At 39.0% G+C, this 15,021-nt stretch carries 13 protein-coding genes; 10 read left to right on the forward strand and 3 right to left on the reverse strand.

Features of this window, described 5'->3' with window-relative positions:
* Position 1 precedes the first annotated feature (1 nt).
* The 4 genes from AC04Q1_RS07735 (at position 2) to AC04Q1_RS07750 (ending at position 4,394) form a co-directional block, all read left to right on the forward strand.
* Positions 2–1,207, forward strand: coding sequence for a glycosyltransferase (locus tag AC04Q1_RS07735; RefSeq protein WP_478363387.1), 1,206 nt, complete (start codon positions 2–4; stop codon positions 1,205–1,207).
* A 127-nt stretch (positions 1,208–1,334) separates the two neighbouring features.
* Positions 1,335–2,624, forward strand: a complete 1,290-nt coding sequence (locus AC04Q1_RS07740; protein WP_478363389.1) for a condensation domain-containing protein — start codon at positions 1,335–1,337, stop codon at positions 2,622–2,624.
* On the forward strand, positions 2,621–3,889 hold the full coding sequence (locus AC04Q1_RS07745; protein ID WP_478363391.1) for a condensation domain-containing protein: 1,269 nt from the start codon (positions 2,621–2,623) through the stop codon (positions 3,887–3,889). The genes AC04Q1_RS07740 and AC04Q1_RS07745 overlap by 4 nt, the downstream gene beginning before the upstream one ends.
* The gene (locus AC04Q1_RS07750) at positions 3,882–4,394 is read left to right on the forward strand and encodes a hypothetical protein (RefSeq protein WP_478363393.1); all 513 of its coding nucleotides are present in this window, start codon (positions 3,882–3,884) and stop codon (positions 4,392–4,394) included. Before AC04Q1_RS07745 ends, AC04Q1_RS07750 begins: the two co-directional genes overlap by 8 nt.
* Before the next feature lie 306 nt (positions 4,395–4,700).
* Here AC04Q1_RS07750 and AC04Q1_RS07755 read toward each other — a convergent pair whose 3' ends face one another.
* Positions 4,701–6,779 carry a CehA/McbA family metallohydrolase domain-containing protein gene (locus AC04Q1_RS07755; protein WP_478363395.1) on the reverse strand — a complete coding sequence of 693 codons (2,079 nt, stop codon included), beginning with the start codon at positions 6,777–6,779 and terminating at the stop codon, positions 4,701–4,703.
* Positions 6,780–6,945: 166 nt separating this feature from the next.
* On the opposite strand from AC04Q1_RS07755, the gene AC04Q1_RS07760 reads away from it, so the two are divergent.
* Positions 6,946–7,782, forward strand: a complete 837-nt coding sequence (locus AC04Q1_RS07760) for an alpha/beta fold hydrolase (protein WP_478363397.1) — start codon at positions 6,946–6,948, stop codon at positions 7,780–7,782.
* Positions 7,783–7,793: 11 nt separating this feature from the next.
* On the opposite strand, the gene AC04Q1_RS07765 is transcribed toward AC04Q1_RS07760, so the two are convergent.
* Complete coding sequence (locus tag AC04Q1_RS07765; RefSeq protein WP_478363399.1) at positions 7,794–8,558, reverse strand: response regulator; 765 nt, start codon at positions 8,556–8,558, stop codon at positions 7,794–7,796.
* Between the two features lie 6 nt (positions 8,559–8,564).
* On the reverse strand, positions 8,565–9,260 hold the full coding sequence (locus AC04Q1_RS07770; protein WP_478363401.1) for a LytR/AlgR family response regulator transcription factor: 696 nt from the start codon (positions 9,258–9,260) through the stop codon (positions 8,565–8,567).
* A 249-nt stretch (positions 9,261–9,509) separates the two neighbouring features.
* Here AC04Q1_RS07770 and AC04Q1_RS07775 point away from each other — a divergent pair, with 249 nt between their 5' ends.
* From AC04Q1_RS07775 to AC04Q1_RS07795, 5 genes are all read left to right on the forward strand, one after another.
* Entirely contained in the window at positions 9,510–10,130 is a 621-nt protein-coding gene (locus AC04Q1_RS07775) for a peptidase M16 family protein (RefSeq protein WP_478363403.1), read from the forward strand.
* Between the two features lie 134 nt (positions 10,131–10,264).
* Complete coding sequence (locus AC04Q1_RS07780; protein ID WP_478363405.1) at positions 10,265–11,614, forward strand: M28 family metallopeptidase; 1,350 nt, start codon at positions 10,265–10,267, stop codon at positions 11,612–11,614.
* Positions 11,615–11,659: 45 nt separating this feature from the next.
* Complete coding sequence (locus AC04Q1_RS07785; protein WP_478363407.1) at positions 11,660–12,133, forward strand: TspO/MBR family protein; 474 nt, start codon at positions 11,660–11,662, stop codon at positions 12,131–12,133.
* A gap of 49 nt (positions 12,134–12,182) precedes the next feature.
* Positions 12,183–14,480, forward strand: coding sequence for a patatin-like phospholipase family protein (locus AC04Q1_RS07790; RefSeq protein WP_478363409.1), 2,298 nt, complete (start codon positions 12,183–12,185; stop codon positions 14,478–14,480).
* A complete protein-coding gene (locus tag AC04Q1_RS07795; protein WP_478363411.1) occupies positions 14,477–15,007 on the forward strand; it encodes a hypothetical protein in 531 nt (176 codons plus the stop codon). The genes AC04Q1_RS07790 and AC04Q1_RS07795 overlap by 4 nt, the downstream gene beginning before the upstream one ends.
* The last annotated feature ends 14 nt before the right edge of the window (positions 15,008–15,021 follow it).

Genomic DNA, 15,021 nt, shown 5'->3' on the forward strand with positions numbered 1-15,021 from the left:
TATGTCAAAATTCCTTTTCGTTGTCCCGCCATTTTTCGGCCATATTAGCCCAACATTAAGTATTGGCGCAAGTTTATTGACCCGCGGCCATGAAGTAAAATGGCTGGGTATTACCCCGCTTGCCCAGGTGCATTTGCCAGAAGGTGGCGAATTCATTTATCCTGAAGAAGATCTCCTTGAGTATGCTGATGAAATACAACGCATTTTAAAACGTCAGGATGATGGCCCTGCCTGTTCTGGACCTGAGGTGATGAAACTGGCACTCGAAGAAACCTATGTACCATTTGCCAAAATGATGATGAAAGGATTGAACAACTTTGTGGATGCCTGGAAACCTGATGTCATTATTAACGACTGTATCACTTTCGCTGGTGCTTTGAGCGCACATTTAAAAGGCATTCTATCGGTTACCACCACTCCTGTACCACCGGATGTAATGGGTGATACCGCAAACAGTGCACCCAAAATATTCGAATGGCAACAAAACCTGATTAAAGGTTTACAAAGAGAAGTGGGCATTTATAGCGACGACATCCACATTCACTCACACGAACTGAACATGGTTTTCACCTCGCAGGCTTTTGCGGGCTTTGAGGAAAAACCGCCCCACATGCATTTTGTGGGACCTGTAAAAGGGCGGCCAAATTTAGCGCCTTTTGATTGGGAACGCCTAAGCCAGGCCACCACGCCAAAAATATTTGTTTCGTTAGGTACGCTGTTGGTTGATATCCGTAAGGAATTTTTCCAGAAACTGATTACGGCTTTCGAAAACCAGCCTGTAACCATTGTGGCCGCAACCAACCCTGATATTTTTGAACAATGGCCCGATAACTTTATCGTGAATGGTTTTGTTCCACAAACAGAACTGATGCCACATATGGATGCTGTAATCTGCCATGGTGGTTTCAATACCGTAAACGATACTTTCACCAATGGTTTACCCATGTTGATCACGCCCATAGCATACGATCACTTTCACACCGCAAAATTAATTGAGCAGGCAGGTTGTGGTGTAAGCATCCGCTATAAAAGATTACGTATAAGCGATTTACGAGACACGGTTTTCGAGCTTTTGGAAAACCCAAAATACCGTCAGGCTGCACAAAAAATAAAAGAAACGTTTATCGAAGCCGGTGGCAACGATAAGGCTGTGCAATTGCTGGAGGACTTTGCAAAAACAGCACAGGTTGTGGAAACGATTTCATGATGAGTTGCCAACCTTATAATACGGTCGCTCAGGACGGTCGTCATGCTGAACTCGTTTCAGCATCTTTCTTGCTATTGAGATCCTGAAGTAAATTCAAGATAGCGAAATGTTTAAACTACTAACCTAAATGAAAAGAAAACTGCTATTTGGTGAAAGGATGTTATACGGGGATGGAAAAAGTCCGTTCAACATAGTTATACCTTTCAAAATCAGGGGAGAGATCAAAGAAGATGATTTAAGGTTTGCTTTATTCAGGATCCAGAAAAAACACCCCTGGTTAACCGCAGCAATTCGTATCGACGAAGATAAAAGGCCTTGGTTTGTAACCAACCTAACCGAGGCTTTTAAAATACCCATCCGTATTGTAAACCGTATAAATGACGAACATTGGGCCCAGGAATCCACTGATGAATGGAAAACCGTTTTTGATGCTACACAAGCACCACTTTGCCGCATTGCATGGATTAAAGGCAAAGAGGTATCAGAATTTTTGATGGTCTATCACCATTGCCTTTGCGATGGTACTGCGGCACTTTCCATTTTAACAGAATTGCTACAGCTTTTAGATGATCCAGATGCCGAAATTGGCAGAGAAATCCCCATTATGGGCGTTGAAGATGTCATTCCTAAAAAAGTATTAAACAGTTATCGAAACCGGGCTAAAAACGGGCTGATCGGCAAAATTGCCGCGCTTGCCCTTTGGATTATCCCAATCAAAAAGGTAGCGGTAGAACGAAAAAGAGATTTTATGATCAACTGGAAACTCGATCAGGATTTTACCCAACAAATTATCCAGTTTTGTAAAGCCAATCAGTTTACCGTAAATACGTTGTTAAGTGCGGCTGTTTTAACTGCTTTTAAAGAGGTAAGAAAAGAGAAAGCTTTTAACAAGATATCACTTCCTGTCGACATCCGGAACTTTAATCCCATTATTAAAAAAGACCATATTTTCGCCTTTGGGCTGATGATTGTACTTTCCCTATTGCCAGAAAAAGACTTTTTAGAGAATGTTAGGGCACTCCAAAAAGATGTAAACGATAAATCTTCCAAACTCAATCCTTATAGTTTGATGATGATGATGGAAGCCTGCCATCCAGCGCTTAAAAATTTCACCAACTTCTTAAAATATGGAAAATCGAGCAACGACTGCATGTTTTCTAACCTCGGCAAAATCGATATCCCACACCAATACCACAACTTCGAAGTAGAAACAATATTCAGTCCTTCGGTAATGGGCCCACTGGGCAATACCACTACCATGATCGCCTCTACCTACCGCAACCAAATGGATTTCACTTTTGTAGCCAGCGAAGGTTACGTGCCTTTTGTAGAGGCAGAGGCCATAAAAGATAAAGTATTGGCCATTTTGAAAGACCAGGTTGAAAAACCAATTGAAATTTTAACTGCAACCGCATGAAAAGAAGATTAATTTTAGGAGAAAGGATCATGCATGTGGATGCGAAAACACCGCTAAACTGTGTTTTTGGCGCCAAGATTACAGGTAAAATCAATGAAGAAAGCCTGCAACAAGCACTATATAAAATCCAGCAGAAACACCCACTGTTGCGGATGAATATTGATGCTACAGGCAAAACACCATATTTTGTACTGAACGAAAACATCAGTAAAATACCTGTAAGAATTACCGATCGTTTTACAGACAGAGATTGGCTAACACAATCAAAAACAGAGTGGTACAAACTCTTTGATGGTCCGGACGAACCATTGGCAAGATTAGTGTGGCTAAAGGGCGAAACCGAATCCGATTTTCTGCTTGTTTTGCCCCACTGTATCTGCGATGGTACCACGATATTAAATTTGATGCGCGAACTGATGACTTTGATTGATCATCCTGAACAAGAACTGGTACCATACCCCTCTTTCCTTACCGTTCGTGAGCTCTTACCTGAAGATTTTGCCATTACTAAAGCAGGCCATTTTAAAGGGAAAATTTTTGCAGCCCTTGGCCGTTTGTTTTTCTTTTTCAAAGCTACATCCAACAATAATGTAGACCAGAGCAATTATGCTGTGCATTGGAAAATCAGCGCCGAGGATACCAAAAAATTTTTGATAAAGTGTAAAGAAGAAAATACCACTGTTCATGCCGCCATCTGTGTGGCATTTATAGATGCTTTTAAACAGGTACAGGGTGTTAAAGCGCATGGTAAAGTGATCTGCCCCGTCGATATCAGGCGTTTTGTTGAAGCCATTAAACAAGATACCATGTTTGCCTTTGCCCCTATCGCAGAGCTAAAACTTGATCAGTCAGAAAGCGGTTTCTGGAGCAAGGCCCGCAAATTAAAAACCGATCTGGATGCAAAAATAGCCGAAATGAAAGTCTACGATCTGTTGAGCATGAGTGAATATTTTCATTCATCAGTAAATAAAATGATCGGATTTTTAAAAACAACAAAAGGTACCCATGATCTTACACTCAGCAATATGGGGCTTTTAAACATTCCGAAAGACTATAAGAATTTTGCACTAGAAACGATATATAGTCCAACTGTTGCTTTCCCCTGGAAAAACGCCAACACATTGGTGTGCAGCACGTTTAACGGACAACTCGATTTCTCCTTTATGTCGAACGAATCGTTTTTAAGGGAATTTGAAGCCTGGCAGATCAAAGACAGGGTAATGGAGCTGATGAAGAAAAATGTAAATGAATTAGTCGATGTCTGACGAAGTGATATATGATACGCAAACAAAAGTGTCGAACTGGCGAAAGTTTGTACGCAAAAATCTGCTGATACACCTTATTCCGAACACGGTATTGAATACGGTGGTGCCCTACTTTGCTTTTAAAGCACAAAATTCAGTGCATTTATTTAGCGGTGAACAAAATCTGGCGAGGTTTTTATTGCCGATGTCATTATTGTTACCATTTATGATTACGTTTGATATTTTGAAAAAAATAAAAGAATTACAGCAGGCTGATGCCATTAACCATAAGGCAGACGAAAAAATTACCGGCTATCCCTTTATCCTTAAAAAAGCAGGACTGAATGGCTTGTATAGCATTGCCATTGTATTTACCATGATGCTTGTGCTACATTTTTCTTTCCCTAAAAACCATGATTTCGGGATTACCCCTTCAGCGGTATGTGCAGGATTATTGGCTGGTTTATATTCGATCACTTTTTTTTATCTTGCCATTAGGAAGTTTAAAAATGATGCAGTGCTTTAAAAGTTTTGTGATTCTGTACGCACAGAACAGTAAAGACCTTAATTATCATGAACGTCACAAATTGTGCTTTGTCGGTCAGGAATTCTTCACTACATGCAGAATAGCAGCAAGAATAAAATAATCCAAATCGTCCTCGTTTGTTAAGAAATGATTCCTCTGGAACAACAAATATTATTGAAATGTGCATCTATGATGCATAAAAAACAATAGCGATACATCACCTTTCTCATTCGTCTTCGTTACAAACGAGGACGATATAGAACTTCATTGGTCAGGAATTCTCCGCTACGCCCGGAATGCAGTAAACTACTCCAGCCAAACCATTTGCGTAAATGCACCGTTGGTGGCAATATCCCAGGCCTCTACCCTTACCCATTTACGGCCTTTTAAATTTACAGGCCAGCTAAAATCTTTTTTACCAAAAGCCAGGGTATTATTTAAGTTTATACGGTTACGGTAAACCTGATTTCCATCGCCGGATACAATTTCGACAAAACTTAACGGGAATGTCCAGTTGAGTTGCATGTTTATCACAGCTTTACCACTATTAGCCATCTTTAATGCCTCACCTGCACCTTTTCCATTAATATTGAACTTTGGAATCAATACTTCACCTGTGGAAACAAAAAACTTCCCTTTTCGAATTACATCCAACACAGACTGCCAGCCATCGGCATAATTTGGCACCTTATCCAATTGTAAATAATTTACATTTAAATGCGCATACATTTCATTCTGCTCTGTAATAGTAAAGATATCTGCTTCCGAAATTACATGTTTTTTTAAACCCCAATTGGCCATATCGTCCATCAGATTTAATACCCTTTTACTTAAAGTGGGTAACGAAAGATCTGCCGGAATGGCTTTCCATGCGGCTCCCATAAAAGTTTCCGATTTAAAAAAATCTTCTTCTTTATATTTATCCGGATAACCTGTTGAAGCCTTGGTTCTGGCATGTGCTGTCCAAGCTAAACCATGCTCTTGTTCCAGTAATTTAAGCATTTCTACTTTATCATTAACACGGTAAACCTTGCCATATTTTGGATCATTGCTTTCGAAAGGCTGGTTACTTTTTCTCGACATGATCCAGTAAATCGGTTTAGGAAAAAATGCCAGCCAATGACCGCCATAAAAATTATTGGCCTCTTCGCCAGGTAACAATAGAAATTCAGGATCTGATAATCTTTTGGTTTGTTTAAAAAGTGCATCCAGCTCGTTTAACCGTGTAGAATCCGGCCCTTTTGGATGTCCAGGCCCGTGAAATTCAGCCAGCTTCACAATATTTAGCCCTGTTTTCTTCAGTACCTCTACAAATTCAGGTTTCTCTGGAACAGGTTTTCCGCTCAGTACTACATCCGAAATAAATTCGTTATGAAAATGGCTGGCCATTGTTTTATAGCCTGCCAACGGAACATACGAATCGCTGTGCGTAAACTTTTTTACTTCGGCTAAAGCAACATCTGCTTTGCCGGCACTTAATAAGCAGAAAAAATTAAGGCGCTGTTGCGTTTTTGGTGGTGCATTAAACCAGGGAACATAACGTTTATCACCCAAAGGGTCCTGACGGATACCAATCCCAAAATCAGGAATTAAATTTAAATAATTACTGCCTTTCCATGTAAATTTAAGGTTAAAGGCCTCGTCTAAAGGATAGAAATACTGATGTGGAGCAGGAAAAAGAGCCAAACTTCCATCCGTATTTTCGCCAATTACCGTTCTATATTTCACCTCAAGGTTTTTACTAGGGTCGGTTTGAACGGCCCTTTCAGTCTGAAGATTTCCTTTTACATCAGACCAGGCGATATTCGCCCAACTCTTATTTTTGCTGGTCAGTCCCGCATCGTATAAAATAGCTGTCGAATCTTTTTCGGTTGATAACACCGCAGCTACATTAAATAAGGGGCTTCCGTTATATAAAGTAATCTCTAAATCACCTTTAAAAGGTTCACTCTGCATGCCAGCTATTTTTACAATAGTCTGCGCGCCTTGTGTAGAAACACTTGTTTTCCCTTTCTCGAATTTTACAGTATTTGTAGTATATGGACGCGTGGGCACACGATCAAAAAATACATCCCATCCACCACTTGATGGACTTAAAGTGCGTTTACCTACACGCAAAACAAATGCAGGGTCGAGGTTTGTAGCCACTTGTTTTAAATTACCTTTTTTACCCAGAAGCAAACTTTTAAACAGGGGTTTGCTACGGTTGAGGTCTAAAATCATTTTGCCAAATTCGCCTTTACCCACAGGCCAGGTGAGCACAAGCTCTTTTTGATGAGCGGAAACCAGGGCTCCGTTTTGTTTAAAAGATTTTAAATCGACCTGACTTTGCACATTTAAAACGGAGCAAAAGATGATCAACAATAAGGAAACAGCAATTTTCATAGGGAAATGATGATTTTTATTGGTTAGCGGATGAATGGCAAGATAATGATTATGAATAAAATATTAGCTGTTCACCCAAAACAGAGATGCATTTTGTTCATTATTTATTTTTTTTAAAAAACATCATAACATTGCTTAACTTAATATCAATTTAAAATCAATCAGCTTGCATCCTATACTCACCAGAAATAATGTAAAAATCCTAGGCCAAGGCAGTCAGGTAATCATGTTTGCCCATGGTTTTGGCTGTGCACAAAGCTCCTGGAAATTTATCACCGATGCCTTTCTGAAAGATTATAAAGTAATCTTATTCGATTATGTGGGTTCAGGCGATTCGGACTTAAATCAATACGATAAACAGAAATATTCCACATTAGAAGGATATGCCTGTGATGTGATCGATATTATAGAAGCGCTCGAGTTAACTGATATTATCTTTGTTGGCCACTCGGTAAGCAGTATGATCGGTATGATTGCCGCACTGCAAATACCGGAATTATTTAAAAAACTGATATTTATTGGTCCATCGCCAAGATATTTAAATGATGGTGAATATATCGGCGGATTTAATGCAAATGATATTGAGACTATATTTGAGCATATTGCCGAAGATTACGTAGGCTGGAGCAAGCAACTCGCACCGGTGGTAATGGATACACCATCAAAACCAGAGTTATCAGATTTCTTACAGGAATGTTTTGAGGCTACCGCCCCAAGCGTTGCGCTTGCTTTTGCAATGGCCACCTTTAAAGCAGATTACAGGGATAAGTTAAAAAACCTTGAAGTACCAAGCCTTACCTTACAAAGTTCAAACGATATCATGGCTCCATTATCGACAGGTGAATTTATCAACAAAAACACACCCGAAAACTTTTTGGTAGTAATGAAAGCAACAGGGCACTTTCCACATATCAGTGAACCGGAAGAAACGATTAGGGAAATAAAGGATTTTATTGAAGAAATAAGCTTAAAATCAGCATTTGATCACTTGTACGCATCTTAAGTGACCTAATTTTATCCGTCCAGAAATTCCTGAGCCTCTTCTTTAGCTTTTTCGCAGATGATTTTGATCAGCTCAATCCGGTGCGCCAATTGCACTTTTGATAAATTGTCTTCTTCGATAGCCTGAAGGTGGGCGCTAAGCTTTGAACCTAAACCCATAATATAAATTGTAGAGCGCATTTTATGCATTACATTTTTTAATTCATCAAATTTTTCATTTTCCAAACAATCCGTTACCTGAATAAGCTCGGCAGAAATTACTTCAATAAACTTACCGGCTACTTCATGCTCATAATCCGTATCACCCATACTCACCTCTTTCAAATAGCTTAAATCAATAACCTTAAATTTATCAACGCCGGTTATTTGGAGGGTATTTATAGATAGTACATCAAACTGAGTAAGCACGCCAACCAATTCGATTTTGGAGATGGGTTTGGTAAAACAGCCATTCATCCCTATAGCAAAACACTTTGCTTTCACTTCTTCCACATCATCCATGGTGATGGCAACAATCGGAATATCCAAATCCCCTCTGATCATTTCCACCAATGTATATCCATCAACTTCAGCGCTATCCACATCAACCAACACCAGTTTAAAAGTAACATCACTTAGTTTTTTTACAGCTGCCTCGCTATTTTCGGCAATATCAAAACTTACATCATACGCCTTAAGGTAAGCCGATAGCAGTTTTTGATCTATAACATTATCATCAACAATCAATACATCAATTATTGACCTGAATCCTTGATCATCTTTCTCTGTAGCCTCCATATGTGATTACAATATCTGCATTCTTTTATTCAATGCCGCTCTATACGCATCAGACACCGGAACAAAATTTTGATGGATAACCAAAGTACTCCCTTCTACAATATCTATTTTACCAACATTGACAATGAACGACCGGTGCACACGGATGAAAATATGGCCTGGCAGTTTGTCTTCAATAGATTTTAAGGAAGAGTGAATGGAATATATTTTATCATCCGCACAAATCTTTACGTAGTCGCCTTTTGCTTCCAAATAATTAATAGCATCAAGCTTGATGCGCCTGATTACCCCCGAATCTCTGATAAAAACAAAATCATCCTGATGATTATCTAATAACAGGTTACTCAGGTTATAGATCTCTTTTGCTTTATTAATTGCTTTTAAAAATCGATCAGGTGTTACTGGCTTTGTGATAAAATCGACAACATTCAAATCAAATGCGGTTACGGCATAATCCTTTTTCGAACTGATAAATATAATCAGCGGTCTTTTTTCACTCAAACCCTTAACCAGTTCTATTCCTGATATCCCCGGCATTTCAATATCCAAGAGCAATAAATCTATTTTATGAATGCCTAAGTTTTGATAAGCTTCTGCAGCACTCTCGCATTCGGCAATCAACTTTAAGGATGGATCAATCCGTAAAAGATGGCTCACCGTGCTTCTGGCGATTACATGGTCATCCACAATTAAACAATTCATCAATATCGGGTTAGGGTCTCAAATAAAACTAAGCATAACAAGCATCAATATTTTGATAAAAAAATAATGAACAAAATGAATAAAATATATATTTGTAAAAAACCGATTTCATTTTCACCTCGTATATAAAGCCGTTCATCTAGGATTATTGCCTTTCTATCGCCTAGATATAGTTCAAATAAGTCGATTAACGCTAAATTAATCAAATATTAAACAAAAATCATCACCTACAAAAAACAAAGGAATAAAATGAACAAAATCAAAATCCTTGCACTTTCGGTACTTAGCTTCCTATCGATTTATACAGCTAACGCACAAACCTTCAAAGCGCCTGTTGGCTACAAACTCAAAAATGGCATGAACATCATTATCTCAGAAAACGACCGCTCTCCAAAAGCGTATTCGAGCTTTACATTGGATGCAAATGCCTTCAAGGATAAAAAAGACGGTGTAATTGAATTATTGAATGCGGTATTAAACGAAAATGTAGGCAAAAACCCGAACATCAGCTTTAATGACAATAGTGGAAAACTGGCAACTGTTAATGCAGATCTTGATAAAGACTTATCGGCAATGGCTTCGCTAATTAAAAATGCAACGATCGATCAGAATACTTTCAATATTGCCAAAGCGAAATTGCTGACCAGCTTAAAAATACAGGATTATGACTACGACCAAACGGTAAACGAAAAATCGATCAACGCCTTAACCCTTGAAGATATTAAAAGTTTTTATAGCCAGATCTCTCCGGAGAAAACTTTTTTAACCATTGCCGGAGATGTTGAATTAAGTTCAGCCAAATCATCAGCTAAAAAAGCTTTTGGTAACTGGAGCAAAACCCAAGAAATTGCTTTAAATGTAGCAAGGTAATTATCAAACCAAACAACTGGGCCCTTTGATTAATTTCGAAGGGCTTTTTTATGCCAAAATGTTACAGAAAACCGCATTCGACAGCTATCTTTTCGACAATTCATTCAATATATTCGCTTTCTAAATAATTTTTGATGAAAAAATTCTACAGCCTCCTATTTATTGTGTCAATAAGTTTATCTGTACAGGCACAAACACTTGTTAACCGCAATACAGATATCGATAAAATGGTCAAGTCTGTAAATCAGGATTCATTGAAATCGTACATCACAAAAATGGTTGCTTTTGGAACAAGAAATACCTTAAGTGATATTAAAAGCAAAACAAAAGGAATTGGGGCAGCGAGAAATTGGGTAGTGAGCAAGTTTAACCAATTTGCCAAACAGGGTGATGGCAGGCTTACCGCCTTTCTGGATACCACAACATTTAAACCAGATGGTAAAAGAGTAGACCAGCCTACACTTTTGGGCAATGCCGTAGCCATATTAAAAGGTACTGATGCAAACGATAAACGTGTTTATGTAGTGAGTGGTCACCTCGATAGCCGTGTTACCGATGTAATGAACAGAACCAGCGATGCACCAGGCGCTAACGACGATGGCAGTGGCGTAGCAGGCGTAATTGAAGCGGCAAGGATTATGAGCCGGTACAAATTTTCAGCAACAATAATTTTTGTGGCCGTAAGTGGAGAAGAGCAATCTTTATTAGGTTCAGGTTATATGGCAGCAAAGGCAAAAAAAGAAAACTGGAGTATAGATGCTATGCTGAATAATGATATGATTGGCAGCAATAACAGCAGTGAAACGCAAATTATTGACAACACCAGATTACGCGTATTTAGCGAGGGTTTACCCGGCTACGAATTGGATAAAAATGCGAAAAGCATCCGTCAGTTTGGCTTAGAAAACGATGGTAAAAGCCGTCAACTGGCCAGGTACGTTAAAGAAATTGGCGAACGTTATGTAGATCAGTTAGAAGTTAAATTAATTTACCGGAACGACAGATTTCTCCGCGGAGGCGACCATACACCCTTTGTAGAAAATGGCTTTACAGCCGTTCGTATTACCGAAATGAACGAAAATTTCGATCATCAACATCAAGACCTTAGAACTGAAAAAGGAATAAGGTATGGCGACTTGCAGGAATTTATGGATTTCGAATACCTGCGAAAAAACACAGGTGTAAACATCGCGGTGTTGGCTAACCTGGCAAAAGCACCTTCGGCCCCTACCGAAGTCAAAGTCGATGTAAAAAATCTGAGCAATTCTACCTATCTCTACTGGAAAGCCCCCATTAATGGCACAGTAAAAGGTTATTATGTTTTGATGCGTGAAACGAGCAGTGCGGTTTGGGAAAAGAAATTTTTCACCACCGCTACCGAACTGAGGTTACCGTACAGCAAAGACAATTATTTATTCGCTGTCCAAAGTGTCGGTAAGGATGACAATGAGAGTTTGCCCATTGTTCCGGGTATTGGCCGATGATAAAAACTTTTAGGTTTTACCATTGTTTAAACTCAAATTTGCAGCATGAAATTTAAACCGGTAGCTTTTATTATTAATATTGCCATTACGTTGGGCGTTTGTGCTTTAGGCGCATGGGCAACCTTTCGATCGGTAAAAACCTGGTATCCAACATTAAATAAACCTGCATTCAATCCGCCAAATTCACTTTTCAGTCCGGTTTGGACAACATTATATATTTTGATCGGGATCGCGGCCTACCTCGTTTGGATAAGGCGCGATAAAATTGTTCATTTCCCACGCACAGTTGCCATTTACTTTATCCAATTGATTTTAAACTTAAGCTGGTCATTTATTTTCTTTTACCTACATGAAGTTGGTTTCGCCCTGGCCGAAATCATTTTATTGCTCATTTTCATTGTAATTAATGGATTGATGTTCTATAAAATAAATAAATGGGCAGGTTATATATTTATCCCTTACTTTCTTTGGGTAAGTTTTGCATCATTTTTAACCTACAACATTTTCATATTGAACTAATTTTAAAAGAAAACCCCTATTTTTAGGGGTGGTAACTTTTAAAAGATTTTTGCTGATCCTCTTCATTCTGTGCTGTAACCAATTGCAGGCGCAAAAGGTTGGTCTTGTTTTTAGCGGTGGCGGTGCCAAAGGTTTGGCCCACATCGGCACTTTGAAGGCTCTGGAAGAAAACCACATCCCGATCGATTACATCACAGGAACATCAATGGGCGGCATTGTTGGCGCCATGTACGCAGCTGGTTATAGTCCGGCAGAAATAGAAAAAATAGCCTTAAGCAACGATTTCCAGAATTGGGTAAATGGCCGTTATACCAGTGATTATACCTATTATTTCCAGAAAAACGCACCAAATGCCTCTATGCTCACCGCAAAAGTGGCTATTGATACGGGCTTTCACTTTAGTTTCCGTTCCAACCTGATTAACGATATCCCCTTAAATTTTGCCTTTTTAGAGCTTTTCTCACAGGCATCTGCCGTTTCTAAAGATAATTTCGACAACCTTTTTGTACCATACCGCTGCATGGTGGCCGACGTGCTTTCGCAAAAAAGTATAACGGTCAGTAAAGGGAGTTTGGCAGAAGCGGTAAGGGCAACCATGACGGTTCCGATTATTTACCGCCCAATTAAACTGGATGGAAAATATGTTTTTGATGGCGGCCTTTACAATAATTTCCCGGCAGATGTTATGGAAAGGGATTTTAAACCTGATTATGTAATCGGCGCCAATGTTTCGTCAAAAACCTATAACGAATATCCTAAAAACATCGACGACCGCTTGATGAACCGTTTTTTGGTATACATGTTTCTTTCCAAATCAGATTCGACCATGATCGGCAAAAATGGTGTATACATCCAGCCCGATCTGGCCACCTATAGCATAACCAATTTCGCACCTGTGGAAGAACTGATCAAAAAAGGTTATGATGCCACAATGGCTGATATGCCGAGAATTAAGGCCTTGATCAGCAAAAGAGTAACTGATGAAGAACTGGCAAAAAGAAGAGAAAAATTTAATGCGAGAAAACCAGATCTGAAATTTAGCAACATCATTGTATCCGGCGTAAACAACCAGCAAAAGAAATATGTAGAAAGGCTTTTCAAAAGCGACAAGAGTACATTCGACCTGCAGGATATCAGGCGCGGTTATTACAAACTGGTTGCCGATCAGACATTCGAAACCGTGTACCCAAAAATATCCTACCAGGCAGCAACTGATAGTTATACCTTCGAGGTGGTAGCGCAGCCCAAAAAGAGCTTCAAATTAGAGCTTGGTGGAAATATCTCTACACGGCCCATTAGTAATGTTTTTTTAGGCGCACAATACAATTACCTCAATAGAAAATCCTACACCTTTGGAACCAGTTTTTATTCTGGCCGTTTTTACGAATCGGTACAGGTAAACGGCCGGGTTGATTACCCTACCAAATTGCCACTATTTTTAGCGGCCGAACTTACCTATAACCATTGGAATTTTTACAATACCAGTCAGATTTTTATCGAAAATCCACGCCCAATCTACATTGAGCAATCAGACCGGAAAATCGATCTGATGATGGGAATGCCTTTAAATTACAATACAAAAATCGTATTGCATTCCACATTTATCAACAATAATGACCGTTATAGTCCAAATAATACCTTTGCCGTAGGCGATTTGCTCGACCAGACAATTTTTAATGGTTTTAGAGGTTCTTTAAACCTTGAAAAGAACTCGTTAAACCGAAAACAGTATGCCAGCAGAGGTCAAAGTTTTTCATTAAGCTTCAACTATACCACAGGACGTGAAAATTATAATCCCGGCAATATTTTCCGTAACACTTTGGGCTTTGTAAAAATTCCCGGAAGCAGTAATTTACGCCAATGGGGAAGTATCAAACTCACACAGGAAAACTATTTTTTGCATGTCAAAAAATATACATTGGGTTATATCGTAGAAGGGGTGATCTCTAACCAGCCATTATTTAGCAACTATTACGCTACACTTTTAACCGCTCCGGCGTTTTATCCACTTCAGGATAGCAGATCATTATTTCTGGATAAGTTCAGGGCAACAACCTATGCCGCCGGTGGCATAAAAAACATTTATAATGTTAAAAAAAATCTTGATTTTAGATTGGAAGCTTATTTATTTTTACCACATAAGGAGTTCGAACTGAATAATTTTCAGGATGTAGATTATGCCAGGGCCATTACAAAAATACGTTATGCAGGTACTGCAGGTTTGGTTTATCACTCTCCGCTGGGCCCCGTAAGTTTAAGTTATAATTTATATAATGACGCAGTTAAAAGAAATGGTGTATTATTGCATATCGGTTATTTAATTTACAATAAACGTTCTATCGAATGAAACGGATTTTACTCTTGTTATCGCTGTGTTTAATCGGTTTGTCGGGCTCAGCCCAAACCGCAGCCATTAATAATTTTCTGGTAAAGGAGAATTTGCTTAAAAACAACAAACTGGCCATTATAGCGGCCGATTCGCTGAACAATCCCAACGAGAATATTAATGGTACGTACACCTTTAGCGTAAGCGGATTTACACAGATCTTAAAGTTTAACGATGGCATCGCCGTACTGCCTTTGCCAATCGATAAATCGACCTTTGTTTACATCAAACACCAGAACGATACAGGTACGCATAGTAAACTGGTATACGTGTACAAAAAAGATACTGATTTGAGTCCGTATGCGATAAACAGTTTATGGCTCTTTATTATTCCGATCATTTTGATCGTTATCGCCTTCGCCTTCCGCAAACTCATCATATTTGTGGTGATCGTATTTTTGGTATTTGTATATTTCAACCACAGCAACGGACTAAACCTTTCTACCTTTTTCGAAAGTATTTTTGATGGATTGAAGAATCTCGTCTGAGAAAGCGTTGTCAA

It is taken from the genome of Pedobacter humicola (assembly GCF_056490705.1).

Coding starts and splice junctions, on each gene's coding strand:
- AC04Q1_RS07740 (WP_478363389.1), top strand. CDS start 1,335: ATGAAAAGAAAACTGCTATTTGGTGAAAGGATGTTATACGGGGATGGA.
- AC04Q1_RS07750 (WP_478363393.1), top strand. CDS start 3,882: ATGTCTGACGAAGTGATATATGATACGCAAACAAAAGTGTCGAACTGG.
- AC04Q1_RS07785 (WP_478363407.1), top strand. CDS start 11,660: ATGAAATTTAAACCGGTAGCTTTTATTATTAATATTGCCATTACGTTG.
- AC04Q1_RS07770 (WP_478363401.1), bottom strand. CDS start 9,260: ATGAATTGTTTAATTGTGGATGACCATGTAATCGCCAGAAGCACGGTG.
- AC04Q1_RS07735 (WP_478363387.1), top strand. CDS start 2: ATGTCAAAATTCCTTTTCGTTGTCCCGCCATTTTTCGGCCATATTAGC.
- AC04Q1_RS07765 (WP_478363399.1), bottom strand. CDS start 8,558: ATGGAGGCTACAGAGAAAGATGATCAAGGATTCAGGTCAATAATTGAT.
- AC04Q1_RS07795 (WP_478363411.1), top strand. CDS start 14,477: ATGAAACGGATTTTACTCTTGTTATCGCTGTGTTTAATCGGTTTGTCG.
- AC04Q1_RS07780 (WP_478363405.1), top strand. CDS start 10,265: ATGAAAAAATTCTACAGCCTCCTATTTATTGTGTCAATAAGTTTATCT.
- AC04Q1_RS07745 (WP_478363391.1), top strand. CDS start 2,621: ATGAAAAGAAGATTAATTTTAGGAGAAAGGATCATGCATGTGGATGCG.
- AC04Q1_RS07755 (WP_478363395.1), bottom strand. CDS start 6,779: ATGAAAATTGCTGTTTCCTTATTGTTGATCATCTTTTGCTCCGTTTTA.
- AC04Q1_RS07775 (WP_478363403.1), top strand. CDS start 9,510: ATGAACAAAATCAAAATCCTTGCACTTTCGGTACTTAGCTTCCTATCG.